The organism is Pedobacter soli (genome assembly GCF_900101435.1).
Classification (GTDB): Bacteria; Bacteroidota; Bacteroidia; order Sphingobacteriales; family Sphingobacteriaceae; genus Pedobacter; species Pedobacter soli.
Window position 1 is genome coordinate 301,187 of the sequence record NZ_FMZH01000001.1, and the last position, 17,328, is coordinate 318,514.

Annotated in this window: 13 protein-coding genes, 1 tRNA gene and 1 other RNA gene; 4 read left to right on the top strand and 11 right to left on the bottom strand. The window is 41.5% G+C overall.

Annotated elements, in window-relative coordinates; translation table 11 throughout:
• Positions 1-2: 2 nt before the first annotated feature.
• Positions 3-4,502, bottom strand: a complete 4,500-nt coding sequence (gene gltB / locus BLR37_RS01155; protein ID WP_090763459.1) for a glutamate synthase large subunit — start codon at positions 4,500-4,502, stop codon at positions 3-5.
• Between the two features lie 422 nt (positions 4,503-4,924).
• Between gltB and ffs the strand changes: the two genes are divergently transcribed.
• Both ffs and fsa read left to right on the top strand, forming a co-directional pair.
• An RNA gene (gene ffs, locus BLR37_RS01160) (signal recognition particle sRNA small type) lies at positions 4,925-5,024 on the top strand.
• 91 nt (positions 5,025-5,115) lie between these two features.
• On the top strand, positions 5,116-5,775 hold the full coding sequence (fsa, locus tag BLR37_RS01165) for a fructose-6-phosphate aldolase (RefSeq protein WP_039482663.1): 660 nt from the start codon (positions 5,116-5,118) through the stop codon (positions 5,773-5,775).
• Positions 5,776-5,933: 158 nt separating this feature from the next.
• On the opposite strand, the gene BLR37_RS01170 is transcribed toward fsa, so the two are convergent.
• From BLR37_RS01170 to BLR37_RS01180, 3 genes are all read right to left on the bottom strand, one after another.
• Positions 5,934-6,440: a D-glycero-alpha-D-manno-heptose-1,7-bisphosphate 7-phosphatase gene (locus BLR37_RS01170; protein ID WP_090763462.1), complete on the bottom strand. Its 507-nt coding sequence runs from the start codon at positions 6,438-6,440 to the stop codon at positions 5,934-5,936.
• 154 nt (positions 6,441-6,594) lie between these two features.
• A complete protein-coding gene (locus tag BLR37_RS01175) occupies positions 6,595-7,881 on the bottom strand; it encodes a sugar MFS transporter (protein ID WP_090763465.1) in 1,287 nt (428 codons plus the stop codon).
• A gap of 102 nt (positions 7,882-7,983) precedes the next feature.
• Entirely contained in the window at positions 7,984-9,102 is a 1,119-nt protein-coding gene (locus tag BLR37_RS01180; RefSeq protein ID WP_090763469.1) for a formylglycine-generating enzyme family protein, read from the bottom strand.
• A gap of 183 nt (positions 9,103-9,285) precedes the next feature.
• Between BLR37_RS01180 and BLR37_RS01185 the strand changes: the two genes are divergently transcribed.
• Positions 9,286-9,358: transfer RNA gene (locus BLR37_RS01185), tRNA-Lys, on the top strand.
• 345 nt (positions 9,359-9,703) lie between these two features.
• Here BLR37_RS01185 and BLR37_RS01195 read toward each other — a convergent pair.
• From BLR37_RS01195 to BLR37_RS01220, 6 genes are all read right to left on the bottom strand, one after another.
• Positions 9,704-10,228: a DinB family protein gene (locus BLR37_RS01195; protein ID WP_090763477.1), complete on the bottom strand. Its 525-nt coding sequence runs from the start codon at positions 10,226-10,228 to the stop codon at positions 9,704-9,706.
• A 290-nt stretch (positions 10,229-10,518) separates the two neighbouring features.
• Complete coding sequence (locus BLR37_RS01200; protein WP_090763480.1) at positions 10,519-10,806, bottom strand: hypothetical protein; 288 nt, start codon at positions 10,804-10,806, stop codon at positions 10,519-10,521.
• Between the two features lie 188 nt (positions 10,807-10,994).
• Positions 10,995-11,471 (bottom strand): Lrp/AsnC family transcriptional regulator, encoded by a 477-nt coding sequence (locus tag BLR37_RS01205; protein WP_090763483.1) that lies wholly within the window; start codon positions 11,469-11,471, stop codon positions 10,995-10,997.
• Positions 11,472-11,541: 70 nt separating this feature from the next.
• On the bottom strand, positions 11,542-12,429 hold the full coding sequence (locus tag BLR37_RS01210; RefSeq protein ID WP_090763486.1) for an EamA family transporter: 888 nt from the start codon (positions 12,427-12,429) through the stop codon (positions 11,542-11,544).
• A 132-nt stretch (positions 12,430-12,561) separates the two neighbouring features.
• A complete protein-coding gene (locus BLR37_RS01215; protein WP_090763489.1) occupies positions 12,562-12,987 on the bottom strand; it encodes a DUF1801 domain-containing protein in 426 nt (141 codons plus the stop codon).
• A 707-nt stretch (positions 12,988-13,694) separates the two neighbouring features.
• A complete protein-coding gene (locus BLR37_RS01220) occupies positions 13,695-14,561 on the bottom strand; it encodes a class I SAM-dependent methyltransferase (protein ID WP_090763492.1) in 867 nt (288 codons plus the stop codon).
• A 398-nt stretch (positions 14,562-14,959) separates the two neighbouring features.
• Here BLR37_RS01220 and BLR37_RS01225 point away from each other — a divergent pair, with 398 nt between their 5' ends.
• Entirely contained in the window at positions 14,960-15,271 is a 312-nt protein-coding gene (locus BLR37_RS01225) for a hypothetical protein (RefSeq protein WP_143009504.1), read from the top strand.
• Positions 15,272-15,477: 206 nt separating this feature from the next.
• Here the strand turns inward: BLR37_RS01225 and BLR37_RS01230 are convergent, their stop codons facing one another.
• A complete protein-coding gene (locus BLR37_RS01230) occupies positions 15,478-16,974 on the bottom strand; it encodes a sulfatase family protein (protein WP_090763498.1) in 1,497 nt (498 codons plus the stop codon).
• Between the last annotated feature and the right edge of the window lie 354 nt (positions 16,975-17,328).

Genomic DNA, 17,328 nt, shown 5'->3' on the forward strand with positions numbered 1-17,328 from the left:
GCTTAGTGTGTTTTTACTTGTTGATTACGTTTTGCTAAAACTGCTTTGTATTCTTTAGGGAATACTTTTACAAAATGCGCTGATTGTGTTTTCCAATCGCTTAAGATAAACTCAGCTACTTTACTGTCTGTTAAGCGGATATGCGACTTAAGTAAAGCTAAAATACGCTCTTCATCTTCGGCTTGTAACGGATCTAAATCAACCATTTCTTTATTGCATTTGCGTGCAAAAGTTCCGTTTGCATCGTAAATCCAAGCTACACCGCCACTCATACCTGCGGCAAAGTTACTTCCGGTATCACCAAGAATTAAGACTTCACCACCAGTCATGTACTCACAACCGTGATCGCCAACTCCTTCTACAACAGCAGTTGCACCAGAGTTACGTACAGCAAAACGTTCACCAGCTTTACCACGTGCAAACAACTCGCCCGAAGTAGCTCCATAAAGTGCAACGTTACCAATAATGATATTTTGCTCAGGTACAAAAGTCGAATTAGCGAAAGGATAAACTGCTAATCTCGCACCAGATAATCCTTTACCTACGTAATCGTTAGCCTCACCTTCAAGCGATAAAGTAACCCCACGGGTACTGAATGCACCAAAACTTTGTCCGGCAGAACCTACAAACTTAAAGTTAATGGTATCAGGCGGTAAACCGGCACTTAAATGTACTTTAGAGATTTCGTTGGATAACATGGTACCTAAAGAACGGTCGGTATTTTTAACTTCGAAACTTGCAAAAACAGGCTCGTTATTATCAATAGCCGATTGTGCAGCGGCGATTAGTTTATGATCTAAAACGTTGTCCAAGCCATGATCCTGCGCTTCAGTATTAAATAAAGGCAAGCCATTCTCTTCTGCTTTAAACAAAATAGGTGATAAATCAAGGTGCTTTAATTTCCAATCAGTTGCAGGCAATTCACGTACTTTTAAAATATCAGCCTGACCAATCATTTCGTGAATCGTTCTGAAACCTAGTTCAGCCATAATTTCACGTAACTCCTCAGCAAGGAAATAGAATAAGTTTACAACGTGATCTGCATCACCTGTAAATAATTTCCTTAATTCAGGATCTTGCGTAGCTACACCAACCGGACAAGTGTTCAGGTGGCATTTACGCATCATGATACAGCCAGAAGTAACCAATGCAGCAGTAGCTACACCCCACTCTTCAGCTCCCAATAATGCTGCAATAGCAATATCTCTACCTGTTTTTAACTGACCATCTGTTTGCAAAATGATCCGGTTACGCAGTTTGTTTTTAACCAAGGTCTGGTGTGCTTCTGCTAAACCAAGTTCCCAAGGTAAACCAGCGTGCTGGATAGAGGTTAAAGGCGAAGCACCGGTACCACCATCAAAACCCGATACCAGAATTACATCGGCGTGCGCTTTAGCCACACCGGCTGCAATAGTACCAACACCCGCTTTAGATACCAGTTTAACATTGATCCTGGCTGCACGGTTGGCATTTTTCAGGTCGTAAATTAACTGTGCCAAATCCTCAATCGAGTAAATATCGTGGTGTGGAGGAGGCGAAATTAAACCTACACCTGGGGTAGAGTGACGAACTTTTGCAATCCAGTCATCCACCTTGTGACCAGGTAACTGACCACCCTCTCCTGGTTTTGCACCCTGAGCCATTTTAATCTGTAACTCATCAGCGTTGGTTAAGTAGTAACTGGTTACCCCAAAACGGGCAGATGCTACTTGTTTAATAGCCGAACGCATACTATCGCCATTTGGCAATTTAGTATAACGCATCTCATCTTCACCACCCTCACCTGTATTGCTCTTTCCGCCAATGCGGTTCATGGCAATAGCTAAAGTTGAGTGTGCCTCGTGCGAGATCGATCCGAATGACATTGCCCCTGTTGCAAATCTCTTTAAAATGGCCTCGGTAGATTCAACTTCATTTAACGGAACCGCCGGACGGCTATAATTAAACTCAAACAAACCTCTGATGGTATAAGCCTGTTGTGTTTGCTCATTTACCAGTTTAGAGTATTGTTTAAAAATGTTGTAATCGTTTTTACGCGTTGCGTTTTGCAACAAGTGGATAGTTTGCGGATTAAACAAATGCGCTTCACCTCTGCGACGGTATTTATAGGTACCACCGGCAGGCAATAAGTTTTCGGTCTGCGTTGCAGGACCAAAACTGCGGTGATGTTTAATTAAGGTTTCTTTTGCAATCTCATCTAAACCTAAACCACCAATACGCGAAACCGCACCAGTGAAATAAGTATTAACTACCTGTTTGTTTAAACCTAAAATTTCGAAAATCTGGGCACCCTGGTATGATTGCAAGGTAGAGATTCCCATTTTAGAGAAGATTTTTAACAAACCACTGTTTACCGCGTAAATATAGTTTTTAGTTAGTTGCTCTGCAGATAAGCCCGATTCTTCCTGGAAACCGCCGATGGTTTCTAATGCCAGATAAGGGTTAATTGCAGTAACACCAAAGCCCAGTAAAGTAGCAAAATGGTGTACTTCCCAAATGTCACCAGCCTCGATAACGATACCCACAGCACCACGGTAGCCTTTACGGATTAAGTGGTGGTGTACCGCCGAAACCGCTAATAACGAAGGCATTGCAGCATGCTCAGAATCGATAGCCCTGTCGCTTAATACAATTACCTGGAAACCATCTTCAACAGCATCAACAGCATAACGGCATAAGCGGTCTAAAGCTTTCGCCATAGCACCTGGCTTACCATCAGCCCTGAAATAGGTTTGTAAAGTTTTAGCCTGGAAAACACCCGTATCGATACTTCTCAGTTTTTCTAATTCCTGATTGGTTAAAATTGGGTGTTTAATGGCTACACAGTGTGCCTGACGAGGGTTCTCATCTAACAAGTTACCGTTGCTGCCCATAAAACTAGCCAAACTCATTACCACTTTCTCCCGAATCGGATCGATAGGCGGATTGGTAACCTGAGCAAAAAGCTGCTTAAAGTATGACGATAAATGTTGCGGACGTTGTGATAAAATAGCAAGCGGCGTATCGGTACCCATCGAACCAATAGGCTCTTTACCTTCAATAGCCATTGGTTTAAGCAAAAGATCTACATCTTCCCTGCTGTAACCAAAAACCTGCTGGTATTTAAAAATAGACTCTGCCGATAAGCCGGTAAACATTAAACGTGGCTCAGGCAACTCCTCTAAACGGATCTGATATTGGTTAATCCAGTCTGCATACGGACTTCCGCCGCAAACCTGTGTTTTAATTTCCTCATCGCTGATGATACGCCCCTGCTCCATATCCACTACGAACATTTTACCAGGAGTTAAGCGGCCTTTTTCAATAATGGTACTTTGATCAATCGCCAATGCACCAGCTTCAGAACCCATAATTACACGGTCATCAGAAGTGATGGCGTAACGCGAAGGACGTAAACCGTTACGATCCAAAGTAGCTCCAATTAATTTACCATCGGTAAAAGCAATTGCTGCCGGTCCATCCCACGGTTCCATTAATGTGGCATGGAATTCATAGAAGGCTTTTTTAACCGGATCCATATCATCGTTACCATCCCATGCTTCAGGCACTAACATCATTAAAACATGAGGTAAGGTTCTGCCAGCGTGGAATAACAATTCGATTACGTTATCCAAACAGCCAGAATCTGAATTGGTTTCATCAATAACAGGTAAAAGCATATCCAGCTCTTCAGGCGTAAAATGCGAAGAAGCCAGTGATTTAACACCTGCCCTGAACCAGTTTAAATTTCCTTGTAAGGTATTAATCTCTCCATTGTGCGCGATAAAACGGAAAGGTTGTGCCAGTCTCCACGACGGGAATGTATTGGTTGCGAAACGTGAGTGAACCAAACCTAAGGCCGAAACCACACGTTTATCGCTTAAATCGCTAAAATAAGTACGAACTTGCAAAGAAGTTAACTGACCTTTATATATAATAGTCTGCGCAGATAGCGAAACAATATAAAAATCTTTACCGCCATGCACGGTGTTAACAATCAGTTTAATCAGGTAATTCTTAAAAATGTAAAGCTTACGCTCAAAATCTGCACCAGGTGCCACATCATACGGACGGGCAATAAATACCTGCTCTATTTCCGGCTCAACAGAAAGTGCCATACTACCTATATCTGTTGTGTCTACATCAACTTTTCTGAAACCTAAAATTTCCAGACCAAGTTTTTCTGCTGCACGGTAAATCAGTTCTCTGCACTCTTCTCTTGATCTGATATCTTTTGGCATAAATAACATACCTACACCATAGTTATTGGTTTCAGGTAAGCTAAAGCCAGCTTTTAAACATTCATCATAAAAAAATTCGTGAGGAATCTGAATCATAATCCCAGCGCCGTCGCCGGTATTCGGTTCTGCTCCACTTGCCCCTCTATGGTCTAGATTCTCTAAAATAGTAAGTGCATCGGAGATGATTTGATGCGATTTTCGCCCTTTCACATGTGCAACGAACCCAATACCGCAGGCATCGTGTTCAAATTGCGCATCGTACAATCCACTGTTTGGTTCCATTCTTTGCTCGTTAGTTGTTAGTGTATAGGAAACACTAAGATATAAAAAATTTCTGGTAAATTACAGAGTTGACATAATTTTTTGAAAAATTTTACCCCTTATTCAATTAAAAGAGCTTAAATTAAAATATTTATAATTTAAACCACATATAATTACAATTATAATAATGATAAGATTGTACAATAAATGAGCTTTTTTCAATAAAATCAAACCTAAAACGATTTAATTAATACTTCATATATAAAAATAACACTTATATATAAACAATTCAAATGCTTTGTCCCTATTTTCACTTTTATATCGCTTACTTAAAAGTACACATTTAAATTTTATTAATTTATTAATCAGTCAGATAGCAATAATCTATAAAAAATTAAAGAAATGGGTTTTGCAAAACAACTTCTTTTTCTACCTTTGTGGCCGGGCAAGTCTTTTACGACCAGCTCCCTTTGAACTCCCCCAGGATGGGAACATAGCAAGGGTAGAAGGTTGTAGCGGTGCGATAGAAGGTGCTTGCCCTTTTTTTACCCCCTTAATCCCCTGAAGGGGGGATATTAAATTCTTCAGGGCTTCTAACAGCAGAACCTAATAATCACTTTAAGAATTTATAAGCATGAAATTTTTTATTGACACAGCAAATCTTGATCAAATCAAAGAAGCGCAAGATCTTGGCATTTTAGACGGTGTAACCACCAACCCTAGCTTAATGGCTAAAGAAGGTATTACAGGCGATGAAAATGTAATTAACCACTACAAAGCTATCTGCGACATCGTTGATGACAACGTAAGTGCTGAAGTTATCTCGACCACTTTCGAAGAAATTATCAAAGAAGGTGAAGCATTGGCAGCTTTAAACCCTAAAATTGTGGTTAAAGTTCCGATGATTAAAGACGGTGTTAAAGCCATCAAATATTTTTCATCAAAAGGAATTAAAACCAACTGTACTTTAATTTTCTCAGCAGGTCAGGCTTTATTGGCTGCTAAAGCCGGAGCAACTTATGTATCTCCGTTCTTAGGTCGTTTAGATGATATTTCGAGCGATGGTTTGGTTTTAATCGAAGATATCAGAACCATTTTTGATAACTACGGTTACGAAACACAAATCTTAGCAGCATCAATCCGCGGACCATTGCACATTGTAAACTGCGCTAAATTAGGTGCCGATGTAATTACAGCTCCTTTAGCTGCAATTGTTGGTTTATTAAAACACCCTTTAACTGATACTGGTTTAGCTACTTTCTTAGCCGATCACGCTAAAGCGGCAGGTAAATAAGTTTGGAGTCTGGAGATCTGAGTTCAGAGTCAAAACCCATACCCTAAAAATAAAGTCCTGAGTCTTGAGTCGGTTTTCGACTTAAAGCTCAGGACTTTTTCGTTTTTAAATGATTATAAGGATTAGGCTGTTCCAAACTCCCAACCTAAAACTCCAAACTAAACCAAAGACTCACGACTAAGTACCTCTTTAACCTGCTCGTAATTAATCTGTTCATCCGGTTCGATCAGAATACCCTTCACTCCTGCTCCATTGGCTGCTTCCACATCGCGCGGTTTATCGCCAATCATAACCGATTGTTTTGGGTCAATATCGTACATATCGATAGCATCCAGGATCATGCCTGAAGCTGGTTTACGGCACTTGCATTCGCCGCCAACGGTTGGGTGATGCGGACAATAGTAAAAACCGGCAATATCAGCTCCTTTAGCTACAAAAGCATTGCGTAACATCTGGTGCATAATGGCCAGCTCCTGCTCGCTGTAGCGCTTTAACGCAATACCGCCCTGATTGGTAATTACAATTAAAAGGTAACCTTCGTCAAAAAAGCGTTTTAATACCGGAATTTGATAATCAAGGATTTTAAAATCTTCAACGCGTGTAATGTAATCGTATATTTCGTGGTTAAGCACGCCGTCACGGTCGAGAAAAATAGCTTTATTCATTATTGGTTTTAGTATCGGGATTTAGTTTTAGTATCAAGATTTTAGTATCAAGACCTGATACTATTATAATTTGGGCAAAATAACTGAAAATAAAGGACAAAAGAAAGCCCAATCTTTTCAGACCGGGCTTCTCATACAATTTATTTGGTTTGGGTTATTTTAAATTTAATCCGGCTTTATGTCCTTTTACAGCGAAATAAAGAATATACAAATAACAAGGCAATACCGTTAAAAGGTAAGCCAACTGAAAGTGAATATGTAATTTTTCATTCAGGAAAGCATATAATAAAGGCATTAAAGCCCCACCTGCAATACCCATAATCATAATTGCCGAACCTATTTTGGTAAATTTACCCAAATGACTAATGCCCAGTGGGAAAATTGCCGGCCACATTAACGAGTTAGCCAAACCAAGTAGTGCCACAAAAATAACCGCAAACCAGGTAGATATAGCGAAAGATAAAATGGCGAAAGCGATACCTAAGATTGCGCAAATCCGTAATGCTTTTTGCTGTGAAATGTATTTTGGAATGGTAATGATACCTACAATATAACCGATTAACATACTAAACAGCGTGATAGACGTTAATTTCCCGCTGATTTCGGCGCTAATACCTAACTCACGACCGTAAATACCGATAATATCGCCAGCCATAACTTCGGCACCTACATATACAAAAATACATAGCGAACCTAAAAACAGGTGTGGAAACTGGAAAATGCTTTTGTGCTTTACCACTTCACCTTTGGTTTCGTCAACCACATCTTCTTCAACCTCTACCTCTGGTAAATCGGTAAATTTAATCACCACAGCAAATAGACAGAAAACAATAGCCAGTACAATATAAGGCATATTAACACGGCCTAAAACCTCATTTAACAATTGCTCATGTGCTGCTCCTGTTGCAGCCTGGATCTGCTTTTCAACCTCTGAAGCATTTTTCAAAAACAGGCTTCCCATAATCAAAGGCACAATCATACCTGCAAATTTATTGCAGATACCCGCCATACTGATCCTTTTTGCCGCACTTTCTATTGGGCCAATAATAGTTAAATATGGGTTAGAAGCCGTTTGAAGCAAAGCTAAAGCAGCACCCTGAACAAAAATACCGGTTAAGAAAAGACCGAAAGTACGGGTTTGAGCTGCAGGTATAAAGATTAGTGAACCTAAGCCCAAAATAACAAGACCTAAAACAATGCCGTTTTTAAAACCTACTTTTTTAAGTATCCATGATGATGGTAAGGCTAAAAAGAAATAAGCCATATACGAGGCAAAGGTTACAAAGAATGCCTGTAAGTTAGATAAGCCAAAAGATAACTTAAAGAAAGGAATTAAGGTTCCGTTTGCCCAGGTTACAAAGCCAAAAATAAAGAATAAGGCACATATAATAATGAGCGGTTTTGGCCCCTGCGTTTGGCCTGGTTTTGTTGTTTGTTGCATAAATATTCGGTTCGGTTTAATTTGATTGTGCCAAACTAAACAAATAATTCAATAATTTAGATAACAAACGTTTGCGTGATTTTCAATTTAACAAGCATCAGCTTAATTGGAGCTTACGCACCTGAAACCGGTATGCTCAAGCCCGGTATCTGCTGAAGTTTTCATCCTTGAAGTTACCCGGTAACCTTTGCAGTAAGAAGCATTACACATAAACGAACCTCCCCTAACCACACGCTTTGGAACGGTTGGCTCCATCGGGTCGTAACTATCGGCTGGTCCTTTAGGGTTATCGGTAATCCCCGAAAGTTTGGCATAATAATCAGGGCGGTACCAATCGCTGCACCACTCCCAAACATTACCGGCCATGTCGTAAAGCCCATAACCATTGGCTTTAAAGCGTTTTACCGCAGCAAGACCATTGTAACCATCCCAATCGGTATTTTTTACCGGGAAACTCCCCTGCCAGGTATTGGCTTTAGGTTTGCCCTTTTCTATGTCTTCGTTACCCCATGGGTATTTTTCATTTTTTAAACCGCCACGTGCTGCAAATTCCCATTCGGCCTCTGTGGGTAAGCGTTTGCCCGACCATTTACAATAAGCCATGGCATCATCCCATGAGATATGTACAACAGGATAATTCTCTTTGCCTTTAATGCTACTTTTTGGTCCGTGCGGATGTTTCCAGTCTGCACCTTTTATCCAGGCCCACCATTGCGAAGCATCGTTTAAGCTGGTAACGCTTTTAGGTTGATAAAAAACCAGCGAAGCAGCAACAAAAACACTATCAGGTGGTTTAGGCGTTCCTGCAGGCAACTGCTTTTTCATTTCTTCCCAATCCGGTTTACGCTCGGCGGTGGTTACATAACCGGTAGCATTTACAAATTCCTGAAAACTGGCATTGGTAACCTCTGTAACATCCATCCAAAAAGAAGCTACTTTAACCTGGTGTTGCGGATATTCGTCTTCCCTGCCCTCTTTATCACCGGCACCCATCGCAAACTCACCAGCTGGAATTAAAACCATCCCTTCATGACTCAATGCTTTACCGGCGAAACTGGAAGTATCTTTTACCGCGCCGAAACGGCTGGGCATATTTTTCTCGCACGAAGCCAGCGAATCTTGTTTGTGTCTGGCCTGTGCCGCTTCATCAGATGAATTGGACTGGCAGGAAAATAGGCAGAGCGAAGGCAGGAAAAAGAGTAAACGGAAAGATTTGTGCATGTTGGGGATTAAATATTGAGCGATAAAAATATCAATTCTATTTAAAAAAGAGAAGGCAAATAATTAATTCACCTATAAATCAATACAGTTAGCAGTTTTAACGATTTTTTATTTGCAGGAAATAGGTTAGAACCCTATATTTGCACCACTTTAAAGGAAACGGATAACGTTTTAAATAAAGAAGATTCCGTAGCTCAGCTGGTAGAGCATTACACTTTTAATGTAGTGGTCCTGGGTTCGAATCCCAGCGGGATCACAGAAAGCCTCACAGAAATGTGGGGCTTTTTTGTGTTTAAAAAGTTTTGGCAGCATTCCCGGCAGCATGAATTTCAAATGCATTATAATAGCAAAAAAATATAAACTTAAAATGGCGATAAAATCGCTGATCTCTGCCATCCTCGTTATTCCAAAGGAATCACTTTGTGACAAACGAGAACGATTAAGGATATTGAGCGTGTCTATGATATGCTATCTTACAGCATCGCTGTTGCTTCAATCAAGTTTTACACTAAAGTTAAATAGAATTATCAAAGTTGAGCCAATGACTTCTGGCCCTACTATTGCAAAACCGCTTGTTGCCTGCATGTGCTTTTGATACCTGCTAATTCAGTTCGTCAACCCGAAAAGCCCATTCCATATATTTACCTAAGTCTTGTCGCATTATTAGATTTAATTGCCCTATATGGTGTTGGGTGTGTCGCAGGTTATAAAGTAATATTTCCAAAATTGGATAGTCCATGTCACCTTCTTGGTTTCCTTCTGTAAACCGGATGTCCAGCTTCTCATTGTCTGTCAAGCTGTCAACTAGTTTTTTGCATTTCAAACGAGTAGCTTGTAAATAATCAAGCAATTCCTGTTTGCTATAAATCTTATCAGGAATCATGTCGCCTATTGATTCTTTTGGTCTTTGGTTTGGTGGCTGAATAGTGAATGATAGAATTGGCGAAAAAGGTCTGGGTGGAATTGTAGAATAATAATCTAAGAAAACAACACTGTGATATACTAAATAATAAAATCGTTTGTTGTCTAAGAAAAAATCTACCGGGCAGTTTGAAATCACATTAATAAGCATGTCAATACTTGCTCCAAATTGTCGCCATAAACTTTCTTGTATTTTGTTCGTCATGCTTTGTCAAAGTTTAGAATAATCTTGTTTAGCATTGCAGGCAACGGAATACTGCTTTATGCACGAGGGCGATCGAAGCACTTCCGTTTGGCTAATCTACAAAATTTCAATAGAATTACTAATTGTCTTGTCCTGTAATAGCTTGTCGTTAAAGACTGAAAAATGGCAACAAAGAAACAAAGACAAAACACTAACATCATCCTGCAAATGTTCATCAAGTTCTCCGCTCAAACTTGCTTCAAAAGTTATTAACTATCCTTTTGACACAGTTTATTGAATAGACCCCAGTCTCAGTCTGCAAGCATAAAACTAATACCTGCAAGCATAGAACTAATACCTGCACGCATAAAACTACCACCTGCAAGCATAGAACTAACACCTGCAAGCATAGAACTGCCACCTGCACGCATAGAACTAACGCCTGCAAGCATAGAACTAATACCTGCAAGCATAAAACTACCACCTGCAAGCATAAAACTACCACCTGCACGCATAGAACTAACGCCTGCAAGCATAGAACTAACGCCTGCAAGTATAGAACTGCCACCTGCAAGCATAAAACTAACGCCTGCAAGCATAGAACAAAATAAAACAACAATGGCTAAGATTAGCTTCGCTGAGCACTTCGTGGTTCCCGCCTGTGCGGGAATGACGAAGTGTGGAAGAGAATAATGAAAGTCCTTCGACTCCGCTCAGGATGACACCTTAACGTCTCAAACCAATTAACCATCTGGCTGCGTGGAAATTCACCAAGACTATGAGACGATCATAATTGCTGAACCAGGTATTGAAGCGGAATATCCAGTCCAATTTTCTCCAATCCCATGGCAACCACTGTTCTGAAGCGTTTTATATTGGCATTTGAAAAGAAAACCCTTCTGGTTAGCTTTTCGTATTCAGACATAGTCGGCACCACAACAATTAAAAAGAAATCAGACTCGCCGGTTACATAATAACATTGTTGAATTTCAGGTGTTTCCTTAAAGACCTTTTTCATCTGGTCGATAAGTTCGATTTCCTCGCTAACCAGAAATATTTCGACAATGATCGTGATCTGGCTTCCGGTTAAGTTTCGGTCTATTACTGATATATCGGCGGCAATAAAACCGTCTTCCCTGAGGCGCTTGACACGTCTTTGTACCGCAGCGGCCGATAAACCTATCTGATCACCGATATGGCGTTGCGAGGTTTGGTTATTGGCTTGCATAAAAGCCAGAATATCCAGATCAAATTTATCCAACATAATGTGGTAGTGTATGAAATATAAATGAAACAGGCAATTTACACTATAATCAAAACTATAGAAACTTTGTTTACTTATTCTTCGACAAGAGGAAAATGGTTGAAATAATTAATAAACTGCCAATCCAGTCGATAAGCCCGAAAGATGTTTTCAGCCATACTACAGAAATAATCACCGCTACCAATGGTTCGGCAGACGCTAACAAACTGGCTTTTTGTGCACCTATGATCTTGGCGCCGCTTAGGTAGGCATAAAATGCAATTAAGGTTCCAAGAATAATGATCACAGCCAGACTAATCACCGTTTGATAATCCCATTTTCCTTCAATAGCCCAGGGAGCATGAATAAAACAGAAAGCTACTCCACCAATGAGCATACCCCAGCCAGCTACGATTGATGCGTTATACTTTTGCATCAGCATTTTAGGCTGAAGTGAATACAGCGCCAGGGTTACGGCAGAGGCTAAACCGAAAAACAATGCTGTTGTGGAAATTGAAAGGCTATCAAACCTTCCTTGTGTAACCAGCAGAAATGTACCGAGTATAGCAAGCAGGATAGCAATGAGTTCAAGAAATGGCGGTACACGCCTGTACTTTGCAGCAAGATACAAAGCAATAATAATGGGACCGGTAAACTGTAAAACCGTTGCAGTTGCAGCATTCGAATGTTTTATTGCAGCAAAGTAGGTATACTGAACGCCAAGCATGCCGAAAATGCCAAAAACCAATAACGGAACAATATTCTTTTTCTCTCTCCAGATCGCCATCGTATCTGCCTTTTCCCTAAACCTGGCAAAAAGCAACAAACAGGAACCTGAAATCAGAAGCCGAACGGTGATTAACCATTCCACATTCATATCTCTTTCATTGAAGAGAAATTGTCCAAAAGTTCCTGATATGCCCCATAGTGAAGCAGCGAGTAAAGTAAGCAGAACAGCTTGTTTATAATTTAAATGCATGAGTTAAAGTGCCGTCGGGTATTGTCGGCGGTGCAAAAGTAAATCATCTCAGCGTTGTAATTTCCTTAAATATCAGCCTGAATTTGCAATTTTGACCCGCTATTAGCCAGGCGAATGGACATATCTGTCAGATCAGACCTTATCCTCAAGCCTGCCACGTACTGCCTCCCGAAGCACATTTACATCAATGTCTTTCAACGCTTTAAACTTAATGCAATAACTGGTAACTGTAGCCTTGCCAATTTTGGTGCCATAGGTTCGGGCCAGGTATTGCTTATCTTCAAGGCCCATAATGTAAACTGAAATGCCAGAAGTATTAGCACTTAAACCAATCTGATAAAAATCTTTGGTGCTGCCATCGGCATAAGTAATTGTGTAAAACCCATAACCAATATTTGGATTGGAAACCACCTTACCTTCACTATTTTTACCATCAAGAAACCAGAGCTGTGCATCAGGCACTAAATCAATAATGATGTTGTGCAAAGTTTGCAGGTCGTTGCGTTTGGCATCGGGTTGGCTGGCAATGTAAGCTGCTATTTGGGCGGGTATGTTCATTTGAGATGATTATTTGGTGAGCCTGTTCTTACTCAAATATACAATAATTGGATTGGTTTAGATCGTGACGTGAGTTTACAAATTCATCGGCTTCCCTGTCTCTGTCACCCTGAACTTGATTCAGGGTCTCTTCTTTACTGCAGTGAACTACAGAGGGATACTTCGCTGCGCTCAGCATGACAATGCGGAACAAAGGGATGTGCAAGGGTTCTGCACCATGCTATCTACACCCTGCCTCCGGCATAGGAGATTTTCGCAGGAAAAAGCACGAAAAGCTTTGCACTGACTTCAATATCTGCACTGCCCAAGGCAGGAGCAAGCGCGTGTATTGGCCGAAGCGTGGCAAAGCGCCTAGAGACTGCCGTCATTCAGTTTTTCGTAGGTTTTTACAAGAGAAGATCCAAGCCTTGATCTTTTGTTTCTTTTCTATCAAGAGAAAAGAAAAAGTGGTTCGGCGGCTAGCCGAGGCAAGACTGTGTGAAGGGAAAGAAAATAGCAACCGAAGTAAGCTTCGCTGAGCCCTTCGTGGTTCCAGCCCGCGCGGGAATGGACGGATCGTCAATGAGATCGCCCCCTCTCGCCGTCGCCCTGAACTCGTTTCAGGGTCTCTCATTGAAAAGTGCGAACTGAAGAGAGGTGCTAATCCCGATGAATCGGAACAGCATGACGGCGAGGGTGAGTGGATCAATAAAAATAAAGGAAATCACCTAAACCTTCTCTCCTAAAGCCACCAGCATTTCACATGGGCCTTCAAAACTGTTTTCAGTTTCAAACTGCCCGAGTGCGCTTTCAATTTCATCCCACACCGCGGCTTTCTCTGTTTCGGATAGGCCACTCATCATCTGATGCAAAGCCCCGAACGATTCTTTTTCGAACTGCAGGCATTCTTTGGCTGATGTGCAAATTAATGGCGCATTAACCAATACCGATGTTACCTTTTTGAAGCCTGCCATAGAAAAAGCATTTTCAATTACACCTTTTTGGCTTAAACTAAAAGGCCCCGGCTGACCAGGCAATGGAGCACGTAATTGCGCACGGTTACGAATAATGCTTACAGGTATGGAGAAAAATGTATTCTTTTCGGGTAAAGAATAAACAATAGCTGCTATTTTACCACCGGGCTTAAGCACGCGCAACATTTCTTTCAGTGCTTTTTGCTGATCGGGAAAATAAATCAATCCCACTCTTGAAATAACCACATCAAAGGTTTCATCCTCTATCGTCAGGTTTTCGCCATCCATTACCGCGGTTTTAATATTGCTGATACCAGCCTGCACTGCCATTTGTTTCGCATATTCGAGAATATTGGCAGAAATATCGGTAGCTAAAACCTGACCTGTTGGTCCGACCCGCTTAGCTGCTGTAATAGATTGTTCGCCTGCACCGGCAGCAATATCAAGCACCTTTTGTCCAATTTTTAAGCCTGCCATATCGAGCATTTTATTGGTAGTTTCACCCAGCCAACGATGTAACAGGGGGCTCCAGCGGTACCAGGCCTCTGCGGCTTCCTGCCATTGCTGGTGCGTGGTTTGCTTATATTTTACGGGATCAAAATGTGGAAGAGTTGAATCCATAACCATAAATATTGGTGCTATTTAAATTTACTCATTTGGATTGGTTTTAATTGTAAAGCGAGTTTACAAATTCATCGCTTTCTCTGCCTCTGTCAACCTGAACTTCCGCCCGGCCGGTCGGCTGATTCAGAGTCTCCTAGATACAGTGTAGAGAGATGCTGAAACAAATCCGATAGCTATCGGATCAGCATGACGGCGAGGTGATGGATATATGAGCCAGATTATCTATGCAGAAATCTACAGTACGTCACCCTGAACTTCCGCCCGGCCAGTCGGACGGGTGTTTCAGGGGCTCTTATTGAAAAGCGCGAACTAAAGAGAGGTGCTGAAACAAATCCGATAGCTATCGGATCTGCATGATGGCGAGGCGGATCCGCACCCTGCCTCCGGCATAGGAGATGATGGCAGGAGAAAACGTTAAAGCTTCTGCACAACCGTTCAAAAAGCATTACCCAAGGCAGCGTGTCTTTCCCGACTTTTCGTCAGCCTGTCCCGAAATTATTCGGGAGGGCTTGCGCTGCCGCAATAAAAGCTTTGACGATTTTATCCAACATCAGATCCCAGCCTTGATTTATGCCCCCTTTGTTGTTGTTTTCATTGGCGGGCATGCTTTCGCTGCGCTCAGGTTTGGTTACCTTTTTATCAAGAAAAAGGTAAAAGCGGTTCGGCGGCTAGCCGAGGCAAGACTGTGTGAAGGGAAAAGAAAATAGTAACCGAAGTAAGATTAGCTTCGCTGAGCACTTCGTGGTTCCCGCCTGCGCGGGAATGACGGATCATAGCAAGGAATAACTAAAGTCCTTCGACTCCGCTCAGGAGGACAAGCTTATAAACACTCTAATAAAACAAAAAAGCAGGCAATCCCATTACGGATTGCCTGCCTTATGAAACGATGCTTTTCACATCAAAATGTAGCGTACTACTTCGCTTTAATCTCTGCCAGTAAAGTAGCAAGCGCTTTTACCTTATCAGGATAAGTATCAGCAAGGTTATGTTTCTCTTCTTTATCTTTACTCAAGTCATAAAGCTGAGGTGTTTCCAGGTTACCGGTTTCTATACCTACCAGTTTGGCATAGGCAGTACCTTTTTCAGGTGTAATGTATTTCCAGTTGTCTTTAATAATCGAAAGTGCTCCACCCTGTTCTACATATACCGAGCGGCCGGTTTTATTTTTACCCAGGAAAGCAGCAAGTTGGTTTTCGCTGTCGGTTGCGGTGCCAGTTGGCACTTTAGTTTGCAACAAGGCTGCAAAAGACTGGATAAAATCAATTTGCGATACCAGTGCATCAGAAACGGCTGGTTTAATTCCTGCTGGCCAGTTAATGATTAAGGGAACACGCGTACCGGCTTCAAGCGCACTGTATTTACCACCTCTAAGCGTACCGGCAGGTGTATGTCCGTTCAGGCGGGTTACTGCGCCATCCTGGTAGCCATCATCCAGTACCGGACCATTATCGCTGGTAAAAACAATCATGGTGTTTTGGGCAATACCCTGTTTTTGGAGCTCTTTCATAATCTCACCCACCGTCCAGTCTAACTGCAAAATAGCATCACCCCGTGCTCCTAAACCGCTTTTATCTTTAAACATGGTTGCTGGCATACGCGGTACATGTGGTTCGGTTAAAGCAAAATAAAGGAAAAAAGGCGACTGCTTTTTCTCAGCAATAAATTGTTTTGCCTTGGCCAGGAAGGTAAATGAAAGCTCTTCATCTGTCCATCTGGCCAGTTTGCCTCCAGTCATAAAACCGATGCGGCCAATGCCGTTTACGATGGTGTTATCATGTCCCTGCCCTGGCGAACTCTTCATTTTTAACAACTCAGGGTTTTCCTTTCCGGTAGGCTCGTTGCCAATTTTCTGCTTGTAATTTACATCAATCGGATCATCGTTATCTAGTGCAACTACCCTGTGATCTTGTAAAAAGACTGTTGGTACACGGTCTGCAGTAGCCGGAAAAATAAACGAATAGCCAAACCCAACTTCATTGGGGCCGGGTTTAATTTCACCGTTCCAGTTTTTTTCTACCTGTTCGCCCAAACCCAGGTGCCATTTGCCTACAATCGCTGTCTGATAGCCAGCCTCCTTAAAAACTTTTGGTAAGGTTTTGCGATCGGTAGGGATAATCAGTGCCGCATCGCCGGGCAAAATACCGGTTCCTTTTTTACGCCATGGGTATTCGCCCGTCATTAAAGCATAACGTGCAGGCGTACAGGTTGCCGAAGTCGAATGTCCGTTAGTAAAACGGATGCCACTTGCAGCAAGTTTATCCAGATTCGGCGTATGCAGCTTGGTGGCTCCATAACAGCTCAGGTCACCATAGCCTAAATCATCAGCGCAGATTAAAATCACATTGGGCTTTTTTTGCGCGAAGCTTTGCAAGCCGAAAAAAGTCAATAAAATCAGTAATGGAATTTTCATTTATTTAAGGTTAGAATTAATACTTGCCAAAATTGGGGAACTGACTGCTGCTTATCTGACCTTAACTACACCTTTGAAATCTGATATGCCCTTTTTTCCCAATATTTATGCGCTCCGGGTAAGGCTGTTCGATAAAAATATGCCACAACATCTACCAGGGTTCATCAATATTAAGCAATACTTCAGAAATAAATAAAAGTTAATTCCAGGCTATTATCGCGCAAACGTTTGATCGGCTGTAATTTAATCACTCGCAATTAGCACAATTTTAAAACATCTGTATTTTTAATGCTGCATGAAAAAAGACTGGATCAGTCTTGTTTTATGATTGGGCCAAATTTAACATGGCCATTA

Coding starts and splice junctions, on each gene's coding strand:
- BLR37_RS01180 (WP_090763469.1), bottom strand. CDS start 9,102: ATGCACAAATCTTTCCGTTTACTCTTTTTCCTGCCTTCGCTCTGCCTA.
- fsa (WP_039482663.1), top strand. CDS start 5,116: ATGAAATTTTTTATTGACACAGCAAATCTTGATCAAATCAAAGAAGCG.
- BLR37_RS01170 (WP_090763462.1), bottom strand. CDS start 6,440: ATGAATAAAGCTATTTTTCTCGACCGTGACGGCGTGCTTAACCACGAA.
- BLR37_RS01175 (WP_090763465.1), bottom strand. CDS start 7,881: ATGCAACAAACAACAAAACCAGGCCAAACGCAGGGGCCAAAACCGCTC.
- BLR37_RS01200 (WP_090763480.1), bottom strand. CDS start 10,806: ATGCTTGCAGGCGTTAGTTTTATGCTTGCAGGTGGCAGTTCTATACTT.
- BLR37_RS01195 (WP_090763477.1), bottom strand. CDS start 10,228: ATGACGAACAAAATACAAGAAAGTTTATGGCGACAATTTGGAGCAAGT.
- BLR37_RS01215 (WP_090763489.1), bottom strand. CDS start 12,987: ATGAACATACCCGCCCAAATAGCAGCTTACATTGCCAGCCAACCCGAT.
- BLR37_RS01220 (WP_090763492.1), bottom strand. CDS start 14,561: ATGGATTCAACTCTTCCACATTTTGATCCCGTAAAATATAAGCAAACC.
- BLR37_RS01230 (WP_090763498.1), bottom strand. CDS start 16,974: ATGAAAATTCCATTACTGATTTTATTGACTTTTTTCGGCTTGCAAAGC.
- gltB (WP_090763459.1), bottom strand. CDS start 4,502: ATGGAACCAAACAGTGGATTGTACGATGCGCAATTTGAACACGATGCC.
- BLR37_RS01225 (WP_143009504.1), top strand. CDS start 14,960: ATGATGGCAGGAGAAAACGTTAAAGCTTCTGCACAACCGTTCAAAAAG.
- BLR37_RS01210 (WP_090763486.1), bottom strand. CDS start 12,429: ATGCATTTAAATTATAAACAAGCTGTTCTGCTTACTTTACTCGCTGCT.
- BLR37_RS01205 (WP_090763483.1), bottom strand. CDS start 11,471: ATGTTGGATAAATTTGATCTGGATATTCTGGCTTTTATGCAAGCCAAT.